This is a genomic window from Streptococcus nasisuis (assembly GCF_040836615.1).
GTDB lineage: Bacteria > Bacillota > Bacilli > Lactobacillales > Streptococcaceae > Streptococcus > Streptococcus suis_V.
This window is the reverse complement of sequence record NZ_CP162268.1, coordinates 2,012,764-2,032,695: the sequence shown is the minus strand read 5'-3', so window position 1 is coordinate 2,032,695 and position 19,932 is coordinate 2,012,764. Positions and strand designations below refer to the sequence as shown.

Here is a 19,932-nt window from a genome sequence, read left to right as displayed (position 1 = left end):
AAAATCTTTTAGAAATAAGCATGAAAAATAGCCATTTTAGAATGTTATATGGTATAATTAAGGATGAATAATTCTATTTATCTAAAAAATGGATGCTTTTTTAAAATGAGATGAAAGTAAGAGAGGACTGACAGAATGGCTAGAAACGGCTTTTTCACGGGATTAGATATTGGTACAAGCTCCGTTAAAGTCTTGGTTGCGGAATATATTGATAATGAAATGAACGTTATTGGAGTAAGTAACGTTAAGAGTGCTGGGGTCAAGGACGGGATTATCGTTAACATTGATGTTGCAGCCGCAGCAATTAAAAAGGCCTTAGAACAGGCTGAAGAAAAATCTGGGATTCGCATCGATAAGGTAAACGTCGGTTTACCAGCAAACCTTTTGCAAATCGAGCCTACTCAAGGGATGATTCCAGTCACAACAGATTCCCAAGAAATTACAGACTTGGACGTTGAAAATGTTGTTAAATCAGCCTTGACCAAGAGCATCACACCAGAGAGAGAAGTGATTTCCTTTATTCCAGAGGAATTTGTGGTGGATGGCTTCCAGGGAATCAAAGATCCCCGTGGAATGATGGGAATCCGTCTAGAGATGCGGGGTATGCTCTACACAGGTCCAAGAACTATTTTGCACAATCTACGTAAAACCGTTGAGAGAGCTGGAATCCAAGTTGAACATGTTGTGATTTCTCCTCTGGCCCTAACAAGGTCCGTTCTCAATGAAGGTGAACGTGAATTTGGTGCTACTGTGATTGACCTCGGTGGTGGTCAGACAACTGTTGCAGTTATGCGTGGCCAAGAGCTCCAATACACGAATATCTACCAAGAAGGTGGCGACTACATCACCAAGGATATCTCTAAAGTCCTTACTACATCTCAAAGTATTGCTGAAAATCTTAAATACAACTACGGTATCGCTTATCCAGCAGATGCAACTGAAAAAGAAACATTCACTGTTGAAGTGATTGGAGAAAGCAAGCCTGTTGAAGTAACAGAATTGTACTTGTCAGAAGTGATTGCTGCTCGTCTTCGCCAGATTTTCAATAAAATCAAGCAAGATTTGGAAAGAACACGAGCATTGGAATTACCAGGCGGTATCGTTCTTGTCGGTGGTGGAGCAATTCTTCCAGGTGTTGAAGAATTAGCAGAAGAAGTTTTTGGTGTAACGACAAAAATCTTCGTACCAAATCAAATTGGTATCCGCAATCCATCCTTCGCACATGTGATTAGCCTAGTTGAGTATGTCGGTCACCTGAGTGAAGTGGAAAAAATTGCACAATATGCTGTAAACGGTGAGGCTCAGCTACGTATCAAACCAGTTGATATTCAACCAACAAGTCGAGTTCAGGTTCAACAGCCTGTAAGAGATTTTGAAGATGAAATCGCTGATGAACCGGTATATGATACAACCGTAAAACCATACGGACAAGAAGAATATGGTCAAAACGAGGAACCAAAAGTTAAGTTGACCGATCGTATCCGTGGTCTCTTTGGAAGTATGTTTGAATAATGAATGAAGGAAAAGGTAAATAATCTATGACAATTTCATTTGAAACGGCAAATACTGGTGCTGTAATTAAAGTTATTGGTGTCGGCGGTGGTGGCGGAAATGCTATCAACCGAATGATTGAAGAAGGTGTAGCTGGCGTAGAATTTATTGCGGCTAACACAGATGTTCAAGCTTTGAGCAGTTCAAAAGCTGAAACAGTTATCCAATTGGGACCTAAGTTAACTCGTGGTCTTGGTGCTGGAGGTCAACCTGAAGTTGGTCGTAAGGCTGCTGAGGAAAGCGAAGAAACTCTGAAAGAAGTTCTTTCAGGTGCAGATATGGTCTTTATTACAGCTGGTATGGGTGGAGGCTCTGGTACAGGTGCTGCACCAGTTATCGCCCGTATCGCCAAAGAGTTGGGTGCCCTTACTGTAGCAGTTGTAACTCGCCCATTTGGTTTCGAAGGAAACAAGCGTGGTAACTTTGCTATCGAAGGTATTGATGGTCTGCGTGAGCAAGTAGATACTCTCTTGATTATTTCAAACAACAACCTCCTTGAGATTGTTGATAAGAAAACTCCGCTTTTGGAAGCCTTGAGTGAAGCAGACAATGTCCTTCGTCAAGGTGTTCAAGGGATCACAGACCTCATTACTAACCCAGGTTTGATCAACTTGGACTTTGCGGATGTGAAGACTGTGATGGAAAATAAAGGCAACGCCCTTATGGGTATTGGTATCGGTACTGGTGAGGACCGTGTCATTGAGGCGGCTCGCAAGGCGATTTATTCACCATTATTGGAAACAACTATCGATGGTGCTGACGATGTCATTGTCAACGTGACCGGTGGTTACGATATGACCTTGACAGAGGCAGAAGAAGCTTCAGAAATCGTTCATCAGGCAGCCGGTCAAGGTGTTAACATTTGGTTGGGTACATCAATCGATGAATCTATGAAAGACGAAATCCGCGTAACCGTTGTTGCGACAGGTGTTCGTCAGGATGGACCTTCTGCTAAAACATCGCCATCAGGTACAACCAAACATCACCGTCCTGAGGTCGTTTCTGCAGCCCGTTCTGCGGCTCGCTTTGACTACGCATCAACACCGGCACCAACTCCTTCTTCTGTTCAACAAGCAGAAGTTCCAAAAGCTTCAGCATTTGGTGAATGGGATTTACGTCGCGAGAATTTGTTGAAATCTTCTGAGCTTGAAGCACGTCCTAGTATTTCGGTTGAGAAATTTACAGTCGAAGAAGATGAAGATGAGTTAGACACTCCACCATTCTTCAGAAATCGCTAGTATGACCATAAAAGAAAACGTTGCAAGGGTGGGCCAAGCAGTTGAACAAGCCTGTTTGGAAGCTGGTCGCCCATTAGAATCGGTAAAGGTAATAGCTGTCACAAAGTATGTTGACAGCTCTATTACTAGAGAATTGATTGAAGCTGGTGTGACAGATATTGGGGAAAATCGGGTGGACAAGTTTCTCGATAAGTACCATGCCCTGCAAGACCAGGCAGTCAGCTGGCATCTGATTGGCACCCTGCAAAGAAGAAAAGTCAAGGATGTTATCAATTTTGTTGATTACTTCCATGCCTTAGACTCTCATAAGTTAGCTGAGGAAATTCAAAAACGGGCAACGAAACCAATCAACTGTTTTTTACAGGTCAATGTTTCTAAAGAAGAATCAAAACATGGTTTTTACGAGGAAGAGATTGAACCGGCATTGGTTGAATTGGCTAGGTTAGATAAGGTAAGATTGGTCGGTCTCATGACCATGGCACCTATCAATGCTGATAAAGAACAGCTCAGTCACATTTTTCATCAAACAAACGCAATCAGAGAAAGATTAGCAAATTTGAATCTCCCTAATATGCCTTTTACGGAATTAAGTATGGGAATGAGTGGAGATTTCAAGGAAGCAATTGAGGCGGGCTCGACTTTTGTTCGCATTGGGACAGCATTTTTTAGTAAGGGAGAGTAAAAGTGGCATTCAGAGATACATTTAAAAATTTTTTCACCTACTTTGAAGTGGATGATAGTGCTGAATTAGAAGATTCAACCGGCCATCAAATGCCCAATGAACAGCCCAAATTACAAGTTGCTAAGAAAGAAGTTACAAGAGAGCAGGCTTTACCATTGGAAAAAAGAAGAGGAACTGGGAGTCATTCTTCGGAATCCATTGCCAATATTCAACGGTTAAATGAACGGCAGCAAGAATTGCTCGCGATCAATGGTCCTGAGAGAGAGAAGAAGACAACCATCGACATTAAGTTTCCTAAGCGATACGAAGATGCACCTGAGATTGTGAATCTATTGTTAGAAAATGCAAGTATTTTAATTGATTTCCAATTTATGACAGAGCAGCAAGCTAGGAGATGTTTGGATTATCTGGATGGGGCACGGTCAGTCTTGGCCGGAAATCTTAAAAAGGTTTCCAATTCTATGTGGCTATTGACTCCGGTTAATGTTCGGGTAAATATTGATGAGTTGAGAAATGTGAACTCTAGCCAACATTTGGACGGGCAGTTCGATTTCGATATGAAGCGGTAAGACATCATGTGGTTACTAGTACAAATCCTGCTAAAGGCTATTGATGTCTATGCAAGCATTTTATTGATTTATGCTCTCATGACTTGGTTTCCAGCTCTTGTCCAATCTAGGATTGGTCAACTAATCAGATGGCTTGTTGAGCCCATTTTGATACCATTCAGAAGATTGAACCTACAATTTGGTGGATTCGATTTCACTATCTTGGTGGCCTATCTGTCTCTTCAAATCTTATCGAGAATTCTAATAGGATTGGTAATTTTATGAAGGATAGGCAAGTCATCCTGCAACACTATCAAAAGTCAGAGCAAGATTTTGTTGAGCGGATTTATGAATTGTGTCAATTTGTAGATAGGACTTCCATCAACAGGTTGACAGATTTTCTTAATCCAAGACAGGTCATGATTACTGAATCAATTGCCGGGAAGTTTAATCTCTTTGCTCATTCGAGTGGGCATCATCTTCCGACGGAATATTGCAGGGTCATTATTTCAACAAGCGATCAATTGCCAGAGTTTGCTGGCTACGAAATTTCGATTTTAGAAGTTGATTTTAACAGAAAGTTTCATCAGCTTAGTCATTCGCAGATTTTAGGAACACTCTTAAATCGTTTGGGTATTCAGCGTAAATTTCTGGGAGATATTTTTATCAATGATCAGGAAATTCTCCTGTTTATTGATGAAAAATTTAGCACCATTCTCTTAATGGATGTTGAAAGGATTGCCAAGGTTCCTGTAAAATGGAAGATGCGGACAGCTGAATCAGTGAGCTTGGAGCACCATATCCAGGTTGACAAGAAGGTCATTCTGGCCTCCAGTTTGCGATTGGATAAATTAGTAGCTGCTGCCTTTCAACTATCTCGTTCAGCAGTTGTGAAGCTAATTGAGTCAAACAAGGTCAAGGTTGACTATGCTGAAATTAGTCAGGTCTCAAAAACTCTTGAAATAGGTCAATTGGTTAGTGTGCGTGGCTTCGGAAGATTCCGATTGGTAGAACTGCTCGGAACATCCAAGCAGGGGAAATTTAAAATAGAAATAGAAGTGACAAAAGTATAGGGGGAAATATGGCCTTAACAACACTTGAATTAAAAGATAAGACATTTGGGACAAAATTCAGAGGCTATAATGCTGATGAAGTTGATGAGTTTTTGGACATTGTCACCAGAGATTATGAGGAATTGGTTCGTCTGAAGCAAGAACACGAAGCAGAATTGAAAGCCTTGCGCGAACGCCTCACTTACTTCGATCAGATGAAGGAATCGTTGAGCCAATCTGTCTTGATTGCCCAGGATACAGCTGATCGTGTAAAAGCAGCAGCGGAAGAGCGCGCCTTTAATATTAAGCAACAGGCTGAATATGATGCGCACAATCTTCTCAACGAAGCCAAAGAGAAGGCAAATGAAATCCTTCGTTTGGCGACAGACAATGCTAAGAAGGTTGCAGTAGAGACTGAGGAGTTGAAGAACAAGACACGTGTTTTCCATCAACGTCTTCGCTCTACTTTGGAAAGCCAGCTTGCCCTTGTAAATAACGCTGAGTGGGAAGAAATTCTCCAACCAACGGCGTCTTATTTGCAGACAAGTGACGAAGCTTTCCGTGAGGTCCTGGTTAAAGCGATTGATGAAGATGTGGAGTTGGAAGTGTTAAACCTTGATTATACTCGCCAGCTTACAGCTGAAGAAATTGCTGAACTCAATCGCCAGGCAGCTGCTATTGAAGCAGAATTGGAACAATCAGCAGACTAATTGCATACTGATGAAGCAAAAACACAACGAATATTGATAGGTTTAGCGAGCAGGTGACGGTGGAAGACCTGTACTCACTCAATAGGAGTTATCATTTTGCGTATTTTTCCTTGAACTCAAGTAGGGGAAAACGTCTGTTCACGTTACGAACGTAGAGGGACAGGGAAAACTCTGTCTAAACTAAGGTGGTACCACGAACTTTCGTCCTTATTGGCGGGAGTTTTTTTGATGCTTATGATACGATTAGAAGAAGTAACGAAAGAAAATTTTGATGCCGTGCTAGATTTAAGTCTGGCAGAGGAAGATAAGCGTAAAGTGGCTCCGGTGGAGTATTCGCTTGCTCAAGCTTGGCTTTATCGAGAGGAAGAGAGGCTCTATTCCCTGGCTGTTCGTCTTGGCAAAAGGATTGTCGGTTTTGTCCTCCTTTCGGTAGATAAGGACAGGCAAACGGTCTTGCTCTGGCGCTTGCTGATTGATAAATCCTATCAAAACAAGGGCTACGGCCAGGAGGTTATTCGACAGGTAATGGTCCTAGCTAGGCAAACATTTTCTTGCCACCAGCTAGTCACTAGCTACGTCATCGGCAATCATAAGATGCGGTACATCTTAGAAAAACTTGGTTTCCAGTCAGCTGGAATGACTGGACATGAAATAAAAATGGTAATTACCCTATAAAAAAGGAGAAATGATGAAGTTAAAAGAAACCCTAAACCTAGGTAAAACGGATTTTCCCATGCGTGCAGGTCTTCCGACCAAGGAACCTCAATGGCAAGCAGCTTGGGATGAGGCAAAATTATATGAGAAACGTCAGGAATTGAACGCAGGCAAGCCAGCCTTCTATTTGCATGATGGTCCTCCATATGCCAACGGAAATATCCACGTTGGACATGCTCTGAATAAGATTTCAAAAGATATTATTGTCCGTTCTAAGTCCATGTCAGGTTTCCGTGCTCCATATGTACCAGGTTGGGATACGCATGGTCTTCCTATCGAACAAGTTTTGGCAAAACAAGGTGTTAAGCGCAAGGAAATGGATTTAGTTGAATACCTTGAAATGTGTCGTGATTATGCTCTCAGCCAGGTTGATAAGCAACGTGATGATTTCAAGCGTTTGGGTGTATCTGCAGACTGGGAAAATCCATACATCACCTTGACTAAAGACTACGAAGCAGCTCAAATCCGTGTCTTTGGTGCTATGGCAGACAAGGGTTATATCTACCGCGGTGCCAAGCCTGTTTACTGGTCTTGGTCATCAGAATCTGCCCTTGCAGAAGCTGAAATCGAATACCATGACATTGACTCAACATCTCTTTACTATGCCAACAAGGTTAAAGATGGCAAGGGACTCTTGGATACAGATAGCTACATCGTTGTCTGGACAACCACTCCATTTACGGTAACGGCTTCTCGTGGTTTGACCATGGGAGCGGATATTGACTATGTCTTGGTTCAACCTGCTGGCTCTGACCGTAAGTATGTCTTGGCAGAAGCCTTGGTTGATAGCTTGGCAGCCAAATTTGGTTGGAAAGAATTTGAGATCATCTCACGCTACAAGGGTGCTGAGTTTGAATACATTGTGACCGAACATCCGTGGGATATAGAAGTAGATGAGCTTGTTATCTTAGGTGATCATGTCACAACAGATTCTGGTACTGGTATCGTCCATACCGCACCAGGATTCGGTGAAGACGACTATCATGTTGGTGTTAAATATGATCTTGAGGTTGCGGTAACGGTTGACAGTCGAGGTCTAATGATGGAAAATGCTGGTCCTGATTTTGAAGGTCAGTTCTACGATAAGGTGGTGCCAACAGTTGTTGACAAGCTAGGCGACTTACTCTTGGCTAAAGAAGTTATCACTCACTCTTATCCATTTGACTGGCGGACCAAAAAACCAATCATCTGGCGTGCCGTTCCACAATGGTTTGCATCGGTTTCTAAATTCCGTCAAGAAATTTTGGATGAAATTGACAAAACGCAATTCATCCCGGGTTGGGGTAAAACTCGTCTTTACAATATGATTCGCGACCGTGGCGACTGGGTTATCTCACGCCAACGTGCTTGGGGCGTGCCATTGCCAATCTTCTATGCCGAAGACGGAACTGCCATCATGACCAAGGAAGTGACAGATCACGTTGCCAGCCTCTTTGAAGAACATGGTTCTATCATCTGGTGGAAAGCAGAAACTAAAGACCTCTTGCCAGCTGGTTTCACGCATCCGGGTTCTCCAAATGGCGAATTTACAAAAGAAACAGACATCATGGACGTGTGGTTTGACTCAGGTTCATCATGGAATGGTGTCATGAATGCGCGTGAAAACCTTGCCTATCCAGCAGACCTTTATCTTGAAGGATCTGACCAATACCGTGGTTGGTTTAACTCATCCTTGATTACCTCTGTTGCTGTAAATGGTCATGCACCATACAAGGCTGTCTTGTCACAGGGCTTTGTATTGGACGGTAAAGGCATGAAGATGTCTAAATCTCTAGGAAATACCATTCTACCAAGTGATGTTGAGAAACAATTTGGTGCAGAAATTTTGCGTTTGTGGGTGACTTCAGTTGATACGTCAAATGATGTCCGTGTATCAATGGAAATTCTTGGACAGGTTTCGGAAACCTACCGTAAAATCCGTAATACTCTGCGCTTCTTGATTGCCAATACATCCGATTTCAATCCAGCAAGCGATGCGGTAGCTTATGACGAGCTTCGTTCAGTTGACCAATACCTCTTGGTGAAATTCAACAAACTGGTAGCACAAATTCGTGATGCCTACGATAGCTATGATTTCATGGCCATATACAAGTCTGTGGTAAACTTTGTCACGCTTGACTTGTCAGCCTTCTACTTGGATTTTGCCAAGGACGTGGTCTACATTGATGGTGCCAAATCCTTGTCTCGCCGTCAGATGCAAACTGTTTTCTATGACATCTTGGTGAAAATTACCAAGCTCTTGACACCAATTTTGCCACACACAGCAGAGGAAATCTGGTCTTACTTGGAACATGAGGCAGAGGAATTTGTCCAATTAGCAGAAATGCCAGAGGTGGAAACATTTGCGGATGAAGAACAGTTGTTGGCAGACTGGGAAGTCTTTATGACCTTCCGTACTCAGGCTCAGAAGGCACTTGAAGAGGCTCGTAATGAAAAAATCATTGGTAAGTCGCTGGAAGCGCATTTGACTGCTTATGTTTCAGCTGAAACTAAGGTGTTCTTGGATAGCTTGCATACTGATTTGGCGCAATTGCTGATTGTCTCTGATTTGACAGTAACCACTGAAACGGTACCAACTACAGCTCTTACTGTGGATGAAGTTGCCTTTACAGTTGAACGCGCTAAGGGAGAAGTCTGCGACCGTTGCCGTCGGATTGATACCAGCGTAGTAGACCGTAGCTACAGCGCCCACATCTGTGACCACTGTGCCAGTGTGGTAGAAGAAAACTTCGCTGAAGCAGTTGCAACTGGATTTGAGGCATAATGATATGATAAAGTCTATCGAAAGATAGGCTTTTTCGTATAAAAAAAAGAAACCGTTCTGGTTTCTTAGATTTCGCTGATGATTGGGAAGGACATCTCAATCAATTTATCTGTGTGGATTGTGCGGATGGTTGCTTTGTTTATCTTCCGTTCATCAATCTTGCGATGAAGGAAAAAATCACGGATTTTTTCAATTTCTGACTGTTGGACAGAGCGGTATTTATTGCTGATGAGGAGTTCGTAGTGGCGGGGAGCCTGAGTGAAGATAACATCAGTATTTCCCGCAGAATAAGTCTCTACCAAAAATGCATCCGTATTGGCAAGTTGATTTTGAACCAACTGGCTATGGCTATTGGTTGTATTTATAATTTTCATGCAAAACCTCCTCTAACTCTATGGCTTCATTATAGCACTATCAGCAAGATTTGACTAGTCTTTTATAGTGTTTTTTTGATCTAAAATCCATTGTTGCACGCCCCATTTATGGCTACCTCGTTTTAATTTTTCAAGGGCTTCTTGGATGGGAAACCAGGCAAGATGATTAAAATCTTCTAGTGGTTGTCCGATTTGATGATAGCTCTTAACCTGGTAGATGTAGGCAGGGTTGTGGAAGTGGGTATCTCGGTGGCTGGAATAAAAATATTCATCCGCCTGGCCATAATAATGCCCAATTTCAGCTGTAAATCCCAGTTCTTCCATCAATTCTCTTTCCAGGGCAATGAGGTGGTTTTCGCCTTTTTCAATTTCTCCACCCGGTAAAAACCAGGCGCCATTTGGTGCTTGAACCAGGATAATCTTATCATTTTCTTCATTTGGAATAACAGCATAGACTCCCTGGCGTAATTGATAGTCGACTCCTGCTTGTTTTTCTCCAAATACTGCAATCTGTTCCATATTTTCCTCGCTTAATGTTTAAGAGCTTGAATTGTTAACATTATACCATTTTTTCATTATTTTTCCTTATGGAAGATGTTATCAAGTGTAATAATTTCCAGGCTCTATAATGTGCTATACTTAGATTATAGAAAACGATTACAAAAGGAGGGGCTCATGAAGGAAATCTATCCAAATATTTATACTTTTCCCATTGTCTTGCCCAATAGTCCATTGAGAGAAATCCATGTTTACGTGATAAAAAGTCCGGAAAGGTCGGTCCTGATTGACACGGGCTACAATCATCCAGAATCTTTTGAAGCTATGTTAGCAGGATTGGCTGAATTAGGATTGGAAATGAAGGATGTTGACCTGGTTTTGACCCATCTCCATGCTGATCACACAGGGCTAGCGACAGAGTTTTATCAGGCTGGCGCTAAAATTTATGCTGGTCGTGTGGATGGGATTTTGATGAATGAGATGGCAACGGGTCCTTATTGGGACAAGATGAATGATTATCGTCAGCTATATGGTATCTCCAGGGATGAGATGGCTGTGGAGGACAACCCTGGTTTCAAGTTTCATCTACCTAGTCAGGTCCCTTTTGATATCCTTGAGATTGGCAAGTATTTCAAGGTTGGAGGCTTTAAATTTGAAATTATCAATCTCCAAGGCCATACACCAGGGCACATCGGTTTATTGGACCGTCAGAAACAGCTCTTAATTGGAGGAGATACAGTTCTGGATCCGATTACTCCTAATATTACCTTTTGGGGATGGGATTATCCCAATATCCTAGGAACCTATCTAGCAACCCTGGATAAATTAAGACGAACACCGCTGCGTTTAATCTTGCCTGGCCATCGTAAGCCTATTGAAAATCATTTGGAGCGGATTGGAGTTTTAGAAACCCATCATTTTGAACGTTTACAGGAAATTTTAGACAGCATTTCGGAGGGTGAAAAGGTCACTGTCAGGGATGTATCGGCACGGATTAGTTGGCGTATTAAGGCTGATAGTTGGGAGGCCTTTCCAAAGGCTCAGAAATGGTTTGCTAGCGGTGAGACCATGGCCCACCTGGATTATTTGGTGCATACGGAACATCTAACTATGACTATCGAAGATGGCGTTGCCCAGTTTGTCAAATTGCGTTCCAACATCACTCCTGTTGATTGATTTTTTCATCAGTTATAGGGTGGGCAAGGATGATTGGTTGCACATAGGCGCGCTTGCGATTATCTCGATGTTCGCGATGATTTAGTTTTTTCTCTTTCAAAACAGAACCTGTTCGTTTGAAACAGGCTCTGTTTTCTTTTTATAGATGAAACTAGACTGAGTATCCCTTTAGACTTCTTTGACTTTGGCGACGGTTTGCGCCTTAATCTGAATGTCTCCCTTGCTGGACATGACAGCGCGGAGATTTTTCTCCGTTGGATGTTCCAGATAGAAGTCCGTAATAGCATCTTCAATCTGGTCTTGAATGGTTCGGCGGAGCGGACGGGCACCCATTTTTGGATCATAGCCCAGGTCGACCAATTTTTCTTTGACCTTGTCTGTCACATGGAGGCTGATGCCGTTGGCAGACAAGCGCTTGTTGACATCTTCCAGCATGAGGCTGACAATTTCAAGCAGATTATCCTTACTAAGCGGCTGGAATTCGATGATACCGTCGAAACGGTTCATAAATTCTGGGCTGAAGAAGTTACCAAGCTGACCGAGGACTGATTGAGCCCGCCCTTCCATAGCAGCACCGAAACCGACAGAGGCCTCAACCTTGCCAGTACCGGCATTGGAGGTCATGATAATGATAGTATCTTTGAAGGAAACAGTCCGACCTTGACCGTCTGTCAAGCGACCGTCATCCAGGACCTGCAAGAACATGTGCATGACATCTGGATGGGCCTTTTCTACCTCATCCAGGAGAATGAGCGAGTAGGGATTGCGGCGCACTTTCTCAGTCAATTGCCCGGCCTCTTCATAGCCGACATAACCTGGAGGGGCACCGACCAATTTGGCAACGGCGTGTTTTTCCATGTACTCAGACATATCAAAGCGAATCATACTATCAGCTGAGCCGAAGAGCTCGATGGCCAGCTGTTTAGAAAGCTCGGTCTTACCGACACCGGTTGGACCAACGAAGAGGAAGGAACCGATTGGACGGTTGGGCGCACCCAATCCGACGCGATTGCGACGAATGGCCTTGGCAATCTTATCCACGGCATCGTCTTGGCCAATCACATGAGCCTTGAGGTCGCTAGCTAGGTTGATGAGTTGAGATTGTTCTTTCTCCTTCAAATCGCCGACAGGAATATTGGTTTTCTGCTCGATAATGGCCTCGATTTCCTTCTCAGTAATGAGTGGAATGTCCTCTTCACTGATTGTCGCCTGCTGCATTTCCTTGTATTTAGCAATCTGGTCGCGGAAGTAAGCAGCTTTTTCGTAGTCTTCATCACGAGTAGCTTGGGCTTTGCGATTTTCAGCATCGATCAGGCGTTGGTCAATCTCTTTCGGATCAATGAAATTGAGGGTCAGGTTCATCTTGGAACCCGCCTCATCCAAGAGGTCAATGGCCTTGTCAGGCAGGAATCGGTCCTGGATGTAGCGGTTGGAAAGGACAACTGCAGCTTCAATAGCCTGATCTGAATACTTAACGTGGTGGTAGTCCTGGTACTTAGCCTGGATGCCCTTGAGAATGGTAATGGTCTCTTCGACGCTTGGCTCCTCAACCTTGACAGGTTGCATGCGTCGTTCCAAGGCGGCGTCCTTCTCGATAATACGGTATTCATTGAGGGTGGTTGCTCCGACCAGTTGCATTTCGCCACGGGCAAGAGCTGGTTTGAGAATGTTGCCGGCATCCATGTTGCCGTCGCCAGCAGAACCTGCTCCGACAATTTCATGGATTTCGTCGATAAAGAGAATGACTTCCTTACGGTTGCGAATTTCCTCCATTAGTTTTTGCATGCGTTCTTCAAATTGTCCACGGATACCTGTTCCTTGCACTAAGCTAACAACGTCTAGGCGGATAACTTCCTTATTTTGGAGTTTATGTGGGACATCTCCGTCTACGATTTTCTGGGCCAGACCTTCGACAACGGCCGTTTTACCAACACCGGGCTCACCGATGAGGACGGGGTTGTTCTTGGTCCGGCGGTTGAGAATCTCAATTACGCGAGTGATTTCTTGGTCGCGTCCGATAACCGGGTCAATATCTCCACGACGAGCAATCTCGGTCACGTTAATACCAAATTCTTCCAAGAGGCCGTTTGGCTGTTGCGGTGCTTGCGGGATACCTCCGCCAGGCTGATTGGAGCGGCCGCCGCCTCGGTTCCCTCCTCCAGACTGGGTCGGAGGTGTCTGGTTGCGGTCACGTCCAGCTGGTGTGTTGTTAGGGTATCCTCCCAAATGATTGAAAAATTCACTGAAGGGATCCATGTTGTTAGGGTTGAAATCGCCTAGGCCACGGAGAATGGCGTTGTTGGGGTCAGTCTTCATGATTTGGTAGCAGTTGTGGCAGAGGTCGACCTGCTGTTGTTTGCCGTTGAGGTTGGTGTAGAGATGGATGGTTGCGTCATTGATGTTACAGTTTTTGCAGAGCATAATTCTACCTCTTTCTTTGAAAAAATGTGACCTTTGCTCGAATGGTCAATAAAGGTCAAATGTAATTTAATTATAACAAGTTTTAGGAAAAAAGCAAGAAATTGCTTTTTGCTAGTCTATTTGCAGAAAAATGTGCGGGTGTATGCAACAAAAATGTGTAAAAAAGAGACTTTTCAGTTACTTTGTGGTAAAATATACCTATACTAAGAAGAGGAGAAAGATTATGGAATCACACTTAGTGAGAATCATCAATCGTCTGGAAGCGATGGCGGGTGATGGTGGTACCCTCAAGCGTAATTTTGAGCGTGAAGGTGTTGTCGTTGCTGAAGTTGCCTACAGCTACGATGAAGAAAATGGTTCAGTATATACCTTGCGTGATGTTGCTGCTCGTGAAACCTATACGTTTGACAGCATCGACTTGATTGCAATGGAAATCTACGAATTGTTGTACTAATAAGTAGTAGAATGCACCTTCGGGTGCTTTTTAATTTAAATGATGAATATTTTAGATAGGGATGTTGCATATTTATTCACGACGTGGTATAGTAGTGAGTATATGAAAAAATGGAGTAGAGGATGAAATGAATTTTTCTTTTTTGAATGATTATATTGCTTATTTTAATTATGGGGCCTTGGTAACTCTCATCATTGCCAGCTTTGTCGTGCTTTTCGGGAGCATCATCGGTGTCTTGTTAGCCTTTGCCCAGCGGAGCAAGAATAAAATCTTGGCCTGGTTTGCCAATATCTATGTATGGATTTTCCGTGGTACGCCAATGGTAGTGCAGATTATGATTGGTTTTACCATGACCCACATTGCGGCACCGACCTTCCAGTTGGGGATTTTGTCTGTTGACTTGACCCGTCTTTTGCCAGGTATTATTATCCTATCGATGAACTCAGGTGCCTATGTGTCAGAGGTGGTTCGGGCAGGTATCAACGCGGTTCCTAAAGGGCAGCTGGAGGCGGCCTATTCTCTAGGGATTAGACCAAAACAGGCCATGCGTTATGTCATCATGCCACAGGCCATTAAGAATATCCTTCCAGCCTTGGGAAATGAGTTTGTGACCATTGTCAAAGATAGCTCACTCCTGTCTACGATTGGGGTTATGGAGCTTTGGAATGGGGCGACGACGGTTTCGTCTACGACCTATATTCCTTTGGAGCCACTGATTTTTGCAGCATTTTATTACTTGATTTTGACCAGCTTGCTGACGCTTGTCATCCAGCATTTTGAGAAGAAAATGAACAAGGGAGGCCATTAAGATGGCGGAAACAATTATTTCAATTAGAGATTTACACAAGTATTTCGGGGAAAATGAAGTTCTGAAAGGAATTGACTTGGATGTGGAGCAGGGAGAGGTAGTGGTAATTATCGGACCGTCAGGCTCTGGGAAATCGACTTTCTTGCGGACCATGAACCTACTTGAGGTACCAACCAAGGGGACGGTGACCTTTGAGGGCGTGGATATTACGGATAAGTCCAACGATATTTTCAAGATGCGAGAGAAGATGGGCATGGTCTTCCAGCAGTTTAATCTATTTCCCAATATGACTGTTCTGGAAAATATCACCCTTTCGCCTATTAAGACCAAGGGGATTGCTAAGGCAGAGGCTGAGAAAAAAGCCTTGGAATTGTTAGAAAAGGTTGGTTTGCCAGACAAGGCCCAGGCCTATCCACAAAGTCTCTCAGGTGGTCAGCAACAGCGGATTGCCATTGCGCGTGGTCTGGCTATGGACCCAGATGTGCTCCTCTTTGATGAGCCGACATCAGCCCTTGACCCTGAAATGGTTGGAGAGGTATTAGCGGTTATGAAGGATTTGGCCAAGGCTGGGATGACCATGGTTATCGTGACCCATGAGATGGGCTTTGCCAAGGAGGTCGCAGACCGAGTTATCTTCATGGATGGGGGCTATATCGTTGAGATGGGCAGTCCTGAAGCAGTCTTTGACCAGACCAAGGAAGAGCGAACCAAGGACTTCTTATCTAAGGTACTATAGACCAGTAACTCCGGCATTGTTCGGGGTTTTTCTTATTTTTTTGAAAAATAGCAGAGCAGGTTGGGAAATTGTCCCTGTTTTTTGTATAATGAAAGAAAACAATAAGGAGTTGGCATGACAATTATTGATGGTAAAGCCCTGGCGGCGAAATTGCAAACGGCCCTGGCAGACAAGGTCGCAGAAATGAAAGAAAAGACAGGCTTGGTTCCAGGTCTTGTGGTCATTTTGGTTGGTGAAGATCCTGCCAGCCAAGTCTATGTACGAAACAAGGAACGTTCGGCTTTGGCTGCTGGTTTTAAGAGTGACGTTGTTCGCCTTCCAGAGTCTATCTCAGAGAATGAATTATTGGACCTGATTGACAAGTACAATCAAGATGAGAATTGGCACGGTATCCTGGTCCAACTGCCTCTACCTATTCATATTGATGAAGAAAAGGTGCTCTTGGCTATTGATCCGGACAAGGATGTGGACGGGTTCCATCCGACCAATATGGGGAAACTCTGGTCTGGTCATGCAGTCATGATTCCTTCAACTCCTGCTGGAATTATGGAGATGTTTAAGGAATACCAGATTGACTTGGAAGGTAAATCAGCCCTAGTCATTGGCCGTTCAAATATTGTTGGTAAACCCATGGCCCAGCTCCTCTTGGATGCCAATGCGACTGTGACCATTGCCCATTCTCGGACCAAAAACTTGCCAGACTTGGCTCGTCAGGCGGATATTTTGGTGGTAGCTATCGGCCGTGGACATTTTGTCACTAAGGAATTTATCAAACCAGGTGCAGTTGTCATCGATGTGGGGATGAACCGTGATGAAAATGGCAAGCTGATTGGCGATGTCAAGTATGATGACGTTGCCGAACTTGCTAGTCATATTACCCCTGTTCCAGGTGGTGTCGGTCCGATGACCATTACCATGCTGATGGAGCAGACTTTTGAGGCTTTTAAGCGGTCATTATAGAGGATGGAAGGGCAGGTTATTCTGCTCTTTTATTACTGGTTAATATACATTTATAAATTCAGTCTCTAGACTGATTATAATTTATATGTAAAACATTACAATAAGGGTGTTCCTAGTAATAGGAACACCCTCTTACCCCAGGATTCAAGAATGCTTACAGTGGATTTCTTGAATTTTCCTAATCTCCTTTAGGTGTCGACTGAGGTCGGCACCTTTTCTGTCACAAAAAAGGGAGGGAGAAAGAACTCGACTAATGAAAAGAGAGTTCGTCAACAAGTCTTTATTTCTAGTTGTTGAGCTGAAACAGTCTATCCCCAGACTTCAATTTATGTGAGCTGACTGCCGTCAGCTTATATCTCCCACTTTAAAAGGTCTCCCAGACCTTTTAAACTCCCGCCCCCGCATAGCTCCAAAGGTTCGGGGAACCTTTGGAGGCTGGAGATATAGCGAACAAAGTTCGCATCAGTCGTTAAGTCAGAGCAGTGACTGTTGGAGCTTGGAAATTGAACGAACGGAGTTCGTATCATTCGTTAGGACTGGTTCGGAGCGTTAAACGCGAACGAAACTGCCAATCAACCCCTGCGTCAATATGTTTTTGCTAATCAAATAGCCAGAGGTTGGACTTTATGCCCAACCTTAACATCTTATGGATTTGGAACAGAGAAACTGTCAGCATGTGCCAGGTCTCCGTAGGTATAACCACGGTCAAACCAGCGTTTGCGCTGTTCGGATGTACCGTGAGTGAAACTGTCTGGGACAGTCCGGCCGTAGGCTTCTTTTTGCAGGGTATCGTCACCTACTGCATGGGCTGCCTGCATGGCCTCGTCGATGTCACCAGCATCTAGCATGCCTTGTCCATCGACAAATTTGGCCCAAGCACCAGCATAGTAGTCTGCCTGCAGTTCCAGACGAACATTGAGGGCGTTTCCTTCCTTGTCAGACAGACGGGCGCGCTCCTTATGGTAGGCACCGAGGACCTCTAGCTCGTTTTGAACATGGTGACCAACTTCGTGGGCAATGACGTAGGCCATGGCAAAGTCACCTTTAACCTTGTAGCGGTCCCCTAATTCTTGATAGAAAGAGGTATCGATATAAATTTTTCGGTCAGCAGAACAGTAGAAGGGACCGGCTTGGGCAGATCCCATTCCACATCCTGTGCTGGTTTGGTCAGTGTAGAAGACCAGAGTTGGAGCCTTGTAGGTCATGCCGTTTTTGTCAAATTCCTGGGTCCAGAAATCTTCTGTAGAGGCTAGGACCTTACTCATAAAGACAGCATCCTCATCGGAGACCTCAGTTCCTGCAGTTGATACCTGAGCGGATTGATAGGGATTGACTCCAGATGAACCGCCCAATAGACCTCCCAGTCCTGAACTACCACCAAAGAGTATGAGGACTAGGAAGAGGATGATTTTTCCCTTCCAGCCTAGTCGTGAAAAGAGTAGCCCCAAGAGCATGCCACCACCGGAAGAGCCACTTCGACTGGTTCCTCCAGGAAAGAAGGAGCCACCGTTGGACTGACCACGTCTGTCCTCTATATTTTTACTTTGTCGTTGATTGTCTAACTTCATATAAAACTCCTAAGTTTGTTCAAGTATATTATATAGTAAAATTTCTAAAAAGGCACAAGAAAGCAATTACAAATTTATTCTCTAATTCTGAATAATCTTGCGATTTTTGGTATAATGAAAGAGATATAGACAGAAGGAGCTGACATGGTTGACTATTTGTCGGTTAGTCATTTAACCAAGTATTTAAAATTAAAATTTGACCGTGATCCCTATCTAGAAAAGGTTTATTTGACAGGGCAGGTATCCAATTTCCGCAAGCGTCCGACCCACCAGTATTTTTCCCTCAAGGATGACAAGGCAGTTATCCAGGCGACCATGTGGGCAGGTATTTACAAAAATCTGGGCTTTGAGCTGGAAGAAGGTATGAAAATCAATGCGATTGGTCGGGTTCAGCTCTATGAGCCAAGTGGATCCTATTCGATCGTCATTGAAAAAGCTGAGCCAGACGGCATCGGAGCCTTGGCGATCAAGTTTGAGCAACTCAAGCAGTCCTTGACTGCAGAAGGCTTGTTCAAGCAGGAATTTAAGCAGCAACTGCCTCGCTTTACCCAGAAAATTGGTGTCATTACCAGTCCAAGCGGCGCGGTCATTCAGGACATTATCACGACAGTCAGTCGGCGTTTTCCTGGTGTGGAAATTGTTCTCTACCCGACCAAAGTGCAGGGTGAGGGAGCGGCTCAGGAAGTAGCTGCCAATATCCAGAAAGCCAATAGCAGGGAGGATTTGGATGTCTTGATTGTCGGTCGTGGTGGTGGGTCTATTGAGGACCTCTGGGCATTCAACGAGGAAATGGTGGTTCGAGCCATTTTTGAATCGCGAATTCCGATTATTTCTAGCGTAGGTCATGAGACGGACACGACCTTGGCGGATTTTGTGGCAGACAGACGGGCAGCGACCCCGACGGCAGCAGCAGAATTGGCGACACCGGTGACCAAGGCGGACCTCTTAGGCTATTTGAACCAGCAGGAAAACCGTTCCTACCAGGCTATGACCAATCGGATTAAGTTTCGGCAAAGCCAGCTGGACAAAATCAGTCAGTCGGTTATTTTCAGGCAGCCAGAACGGCTTTATGATGGCTATGTGCAAAAATTAGACCGGTTGACCAGCCAGCTACAGACTAGGATGAAAGAGATTTTCGGGGATAACAAGCAGGCCAGTGTCTTGCTCCAGCAACGCCTACAGGGCTTGCAATTGCTCCAGAAAGTCAGTCGTTATCAGGAGCAGGTCAGCCAGTTGCAACGCTTGCTCAAGAGCAATATGGCCAACATTTACGACAATAAAATGGCCAAGGCTGACAAGCTGATAGAGGCCATGACCATGCTGGATACCAGCCGCATCGTGGCGCGCGGTTATGCCATGCTGGAGCAGGCTGGTCGGGTCATTGATAGCGTAGAAAAGATTGAAAAAGATGAGCAGTTGACCATTGTCATGAAGGATGGTCGTGTGGATGTGGAGGTAAAGGATGTCCAAAAAAATGAAAACATTTGAAGAAAATTTAGCAGAACTTGAGGGAATTGTGACCCGCTTGGAGCAGGGAGATGTAGCCTTAGAAGAGGCTCTGGCTGAGTTCCAAAAGGGTATGGTCCTGTCCAAGGACTTGCAGAAAACCTTGGCTGATGCAGAAAAGACTCTGGTTAAGGTCATGCAGGCAGATGGTAGTGAAAGTGAGATGGTTTAA

At 44.2% G+C, this 19,932-nt stretch carries 20 protein-coding genes; 16 read left to right on the top strand and 4 right to left on the bottom strand.

What is annotated here, in order from left to right; genetic code table 11:
* The first annotated feature begins 135 nt into the window (after nt 1-135).
* The 9 genes from ftsA (at nt 136) to ileS (ending at nt 9,259) form a co-directional block, all read left to right on the top strand.
* The gene (ftsA, locus tag AB1F57_RS10290; protein WP_105110206.1) at nt 136-1,512 is read left to right on the top strand and encodes a cell division protein FtsA; all 1,377 of its coding nucleotides are present in this window, start codon (nt 136-138) and stop codon (nt 1,510-1,512) included.
* 26 nt (nt 1,513-1,538) lie between these two features.
* The gene (ftsZ, locus tag AB1F57_RS10285; RefSeq protein WP_167786305.1) at nt 1,539-2,789 is read left to right on the top strand and encodes a cell division protein FtsZ; all 1,251 of its coding nucleotides are present in this window, start codon (nt 1,539-1,541) and stop codon (nt 2,787-2,789) included.
* 1 nt (nt 2,790) lies between these two features.
* The gene (locus AB1F57_RS10280) at nt 2,791-3,471 is read left to right on the top strand and encodes a YggS family pyridoxal phosphate-dependent enzyme (protein ID WP_167786306.1); all 681 of its coding nucleotides are present in this window, start codon (nt 2,791-2,793) and stop codon (nt 3,469-3,471) included.
* A 2-nt stretch (nt 3,472-3,473) separates the two neighbouring features.
* Nucleotides 3,474-4,040 carry a cell division protein SepF gene (locus AB1F57_RS10275; RefSeq protein WP_367985710.1) on the top strand — a complete coding sequence of 189 codons (567 nt, stop codon included), beginning with the start codon at nt 3,474-3,476 and terminating at the stop codon, nt 4,038-4,040.
* Nucleotides 4,041-4,046: 6 nt separating this feature from the next.
* Nucleotides 4,047-4,304, top strand: coding sequence for a YggT family protein (locus AB1F57_RS10270; RefSeq protein ID WP_105110203.1), 258 nt, complete (start codon nt 4,047-4,049; stop codon nt 4,302-4,304).
* On the top strand, nt 4,301-5,092 hold the full coding sequence (locus AB1F57_RS10265; protein ID WP_167786307.1) for a YlmH/Sll1252 family protein: 792 nt from the start codon (nt 4,301-4,303) through the stop codon (nt 5,090-5,092). The genes AB1F57_RS10270 and AB1F57_RS10265 overlap by 4 nt, the downstream gene beginning before the upstream one ends.
* 8 nt (nt 5,093-5,100) lie before the next feature.
* Nucleotides 5,101-5,781 (top strand): DivIVA domain-containing protein, encoded by a 681-nt coding sequence (locus tag AB1F57_RS10260; protein ID WP_367985709.1) that lies wholly within the window; start codon nt 5,101-5,103, stop codon nt 5,779-5,781.
* 234 nt (nt 5,782-6,015) lie between these two features.
* On the top strand, nt 6,016-6,456 hold the full coding sequence (locus tag AB1F57_RS10255; protein WP_367985708.1) for a GNAT family N-acetyltransferase: 441 nt from the start codon (nt 6,016-6,018) through the stop codon (nt 6,454-6,456).
* Nucleotides 6,457-6,469: 13 nt separating this feature from the next.
* Complete coding sequence (ileS, locus tag AB1F57_RS10250; protein WP_167786322.1) at nt 6,470-9,259, top strand: isoleucine--tRNA ligase; 2,790 nt, start codon at nt 6,470-6,472, stop codon at nt 9,257-9,259.
* A 65-nt stretch (nt 9,260-9,324) separates the two neighbouring features.
* Here ileS and AB1F57_RS10245 read toward each other — a convergent pair whose 3' ends face one another.
* Together AB1F57_RS10245 and AB1F57_RS10240 are read right to left on the bottom strand one after the other, a co-directional pair.
* The gene (locus AB1F57_RS10245) at nt 9,325-9,633 is read right to left on the bottom strand and encodes a DUF1827 family protein (RefSeq protein ID WP_167786308.1); all 309 of its coding nucleotides are present in this window, start codon (nt 9,631-9,633) and stop codon (nt 9,325-9,327) included.
* Nucleotides 9,634-9,687: 54 nt separating this feature from the next.
* Nucleotides 9,688-10,152: an NUDIX hydrolase gene (locus AB1F57_RS10240; protein WP_105136829.1), complete on the bottom strand. Its 465-nt coding sequence runs from the start codon at nt 10,150-10,152 to the stop codon at nt 9,688-9,690.
* 156 nt (nt 10,153-10,308) lie between these two features.
* On the opposite strand from AB1F57_RS10240, the gene AB1F57_RS10235 reads away from it, so the two are divergent.
* On the top strand, nt 10,309-11,307 hold the full coding sequence (locus AB1F57_RS10235; protein WP_167786309.1) for an MBL fold metallo-hydrolase: 999 nt from the start codon (nt 10,309-10,311) through the stop codon (nt 11,305-11,307).
* 168 nt (nt 11,308-11,475) lie between these two features.
* Here AB1F57_RS10235 and AB1F57_RS10230 read toward each other — a convergent pair whose 3' ends face one another.
* Nucleotides 11,476-13,728 carry an AAA family ATPase gene (locus tag AB1F57_RS10230; RefSeq protein WP_367985707.1) on the bottom strand — a complete coding sequence of 751 codons (2,253 nt, stop codon included), beginning with the start codon at nt 13,726-13,728 and terminating at the stop codon, nt 11,476-11,478.
* A gap of 223 nt (nt 13,729-13,951) precedes the next feature.
* Between AB1F57_RS10230 and AB1F57_RS10225 the strand changes: the two genes are divergently transcribed.
* The 4 genes from AB1F57_RS10225 to AB1F57_RS10210 all read left to right on the top strand — a co-directional run bounded on the left by AB1F57_RS10225 (nt 13,952) and on the right by AB1F57_RS10210 (nt 16,686).
* Nucleotides 13,952-14,182, top strand: a complete 231-nt coding sequence (locus AB1F57_RS10225; RefSeq protein WP_105123499.1) for a DUF1797 family protein — start codon at nt 13,952-13,954, stop codon at nt 14,180-14,182.
* A 127-nt stretch (nt 14,183-14,309) separates the two neighbouring features.
* Nucleotides 14,310-14,990, top strand: coding sequence for an amino acid ABC transporter permease (locus AB1F57_RS10220; RefSeq protein WP_105136832.1), 681 nt, complete (start codon nt 14,310-14,312; stop codon nt 14,988-14,990).
* A gap of 1 nt (nt 14,991) precedes the next feature.
* The gene (locus tag AB1F57_RS10215; protein WP_105110193.1) at nt 14,992-15,726 is read left to right on the top strand and encodes an amino acid ABC transporter ATP-binding protein; all 735 of its coding nucleotides are present in this window, start codon (nt 14,992-14,994) and stop codon (nt 15,724-15,726) included.
* 114 nt (nt 15,727-15,840) lie between these two features.
* Nucleotides 15,841-16,686: a bifunctional methylenetetrahydrofolate dehydrogenase/methenyltetrahydrofolate cyclohydrolase gene (locus AB1F57_RS10210; protein ID WP_367985706.1), complete on the top strand. Its 846-nt coding sequence runs from the start codon at nt 15,841-15,843 to the stop codon at nt 16,684-16,686.
* A 644-nt stretch (nt 16,687-17,330) separates the two neighbouring features.
* Here the strand turns inward: AB1F57_RS10210 and AB1F57_RS10205 are convergent.
* Nucleotides 17,331-18,254 carry a neutral zinc metallopeptidase gene (locus tag AB1F57_RS10205; protein WP_367985705.1) on the bottom strand — a complete coding sequence of 308 codons (924 nt, stop codon included), beginning with the start codon at nt 18,252-18,254 and terminating at the stop codon, nt 17,331-17,333.
* 144 nt (nt 18,255-18,398) lie between these two features.
* Here AB1F57_RS10205 and xseA point away from each other — a divergent pair, with 144 nt between their 5' ends.
* Both xseA and AB1F57_RS10195 read left to right on the top strand, forming a co-directional pair.
* Nucleotides 18,399-19,742: an exodeoxyribonuclease VII large subunit gene (gene xseA / locus AB1F57_RS10200; protein ID WP_170239391.1), complete on the top strand. Its 1,344-nt coding sequence runs from the start codon at nt 18,399-18,401 to the stop codon at nt 19,740-19,742.
* A complete protein-coding gene (locus AB1F57_RS10195; RefSeq protein ID WP_105123503.1) occupies nt 19,717-19,932 on the top strand; it encodes an exodeoxyribonuclease VII small subunit in 216 nt (71 codons plus the stop codon). Before xseA ends, AB1F57_RS10195 begins: the two co-directional genes overlap by 26 nt.

Bases quoted from the DNA above. Each gene is read 5' to 3' on its own strand.
- AB1F57_RS10255 (WP_367985708.1), top strand. From the start codon at position 6,016: ATGATACGATTAGAAGAAGTAACGAAAGAAAATTTTGATGCCGTGCTA.
- AB1F57_RS10245 (WP_167786308.1), bottom strand. From the start codon at position 9,633: ATGAAAATTATAAATACAACCAATAGCCATAGCCAGTTGGTTCAAAAT.
- AB1F57_RS10235 (WP_167786309.1), top strand. From the start codon at position 10,309: ATGAAGGAAATCTATCCAAATATTTATACTTTTCCCATTGTCTTGCCC.
- AB1F57_RS10265 (WP_167786307.1), top strand. From the start codon at position 4,301: ATGAAGGATAGGCAAGTCATCCTGCAACACTATCAAAAGTCAGAGCAA.
- AB1F57_RS10210 (WP_367985706.1), top strand. From the start codon at position 15,841: ATGACAATTATTGATGGTAAAGCCCTGGCGGCGAAATTGCAAACGGCC.
- AB1F57_RS10220 (WP_105136832.1), top strand. From the start codon at position 14,310: ATGAATTTTTCTTTTTTGAATGATTATATTGCTTATTTTAATTATGGG.
- AB1F57_RS10205 (WP_367985705.1), bottom strand. From the start codon at position 18,254: ATGAAGTTAGACAATCAACGACAAAGTAAAAATATAGAGGACAGACGT.
- AB1F57_RS10270 (WP_105110203.1), top strand. From the start codon at position 4,047: ATGTGGTTACTAGTACAAATCCTGCTAAAGGCTATTGATGTCTATGCA.
- AB1F57_RS10225 (WP_105123499.1), top strand. From the start codon at position 13,952: ATGGAATCACACTTAGTGAGAATCATCAATCGTCTGGAAGCGATGGCG.
- ftsZ (WP_167786305.1), top strand. From the start codon at position 1,539: ATGACAATTTCATTTGAAACGGCAAATACTGGTGCTGTAATTAAAGTT.
- ileS (WP_167786322.1), top strand. From the start codon at position 6,470: ATGAAGTTAAAAGAAACCCTAAACCTAGGTAAAACGGATTTTCCCATG.
- xseA (WP_170239391.1), top strand. From the start codon at position 18,399: ATGGTTGACTATTTGTCGGTTAGTCATTTAACCAAGTATTTAAAATTA.
- AB1F57_RS10280 (WP_167786306.1), top strand. From the start codon at position 2,791: ATGACCATAAAAGAAAACGTTGCAAGGGTGGGCCAAGCAGTTGAACAA.
- AB1F57_RS10230 (WP_367985707.1), bottom strand. From the start codon at position 13,728: ATGCTCTGCAAAAACTGTAACATCAATGACGCAACCATCCATCTCTAC.
- ftsA (WP_105110206.1), top strand. From the start codon at position 136: ATGGCTAGAAACGGCTTTTTCACGGGATTAGATATTGGTACAAGCTCC.
- AB1F57_RS10195 (WP_105123503.1), top strand. From the start codon at position 19,717: ATGTCCAAAAAAATGAAAACATTTGAAGAAAATTTAGCAGAACTTGAG.
- AB1F57_RS10215 (WP_105110193.1), top strand. From the start codon at position 14,992: ATGGCGGAAACAATTATTTCAATTAGAGATTTACACAAGTATTTCGGG.
- AB1F57_RS10260 (WP_367985709.1), top strand. From the start codon at position 5,101: ATGGCCTTAACAACACTTGAATTAAAAGATAAGACATTTGGGACAAAA.
- AB1F57_RS10240 (WP_105136829.1), bottom strand. From the start codon at position 10,152: ATGGAACAGATTGCAGTATTTGGAGAAAAACAAGCAGGAGTCGACTAT.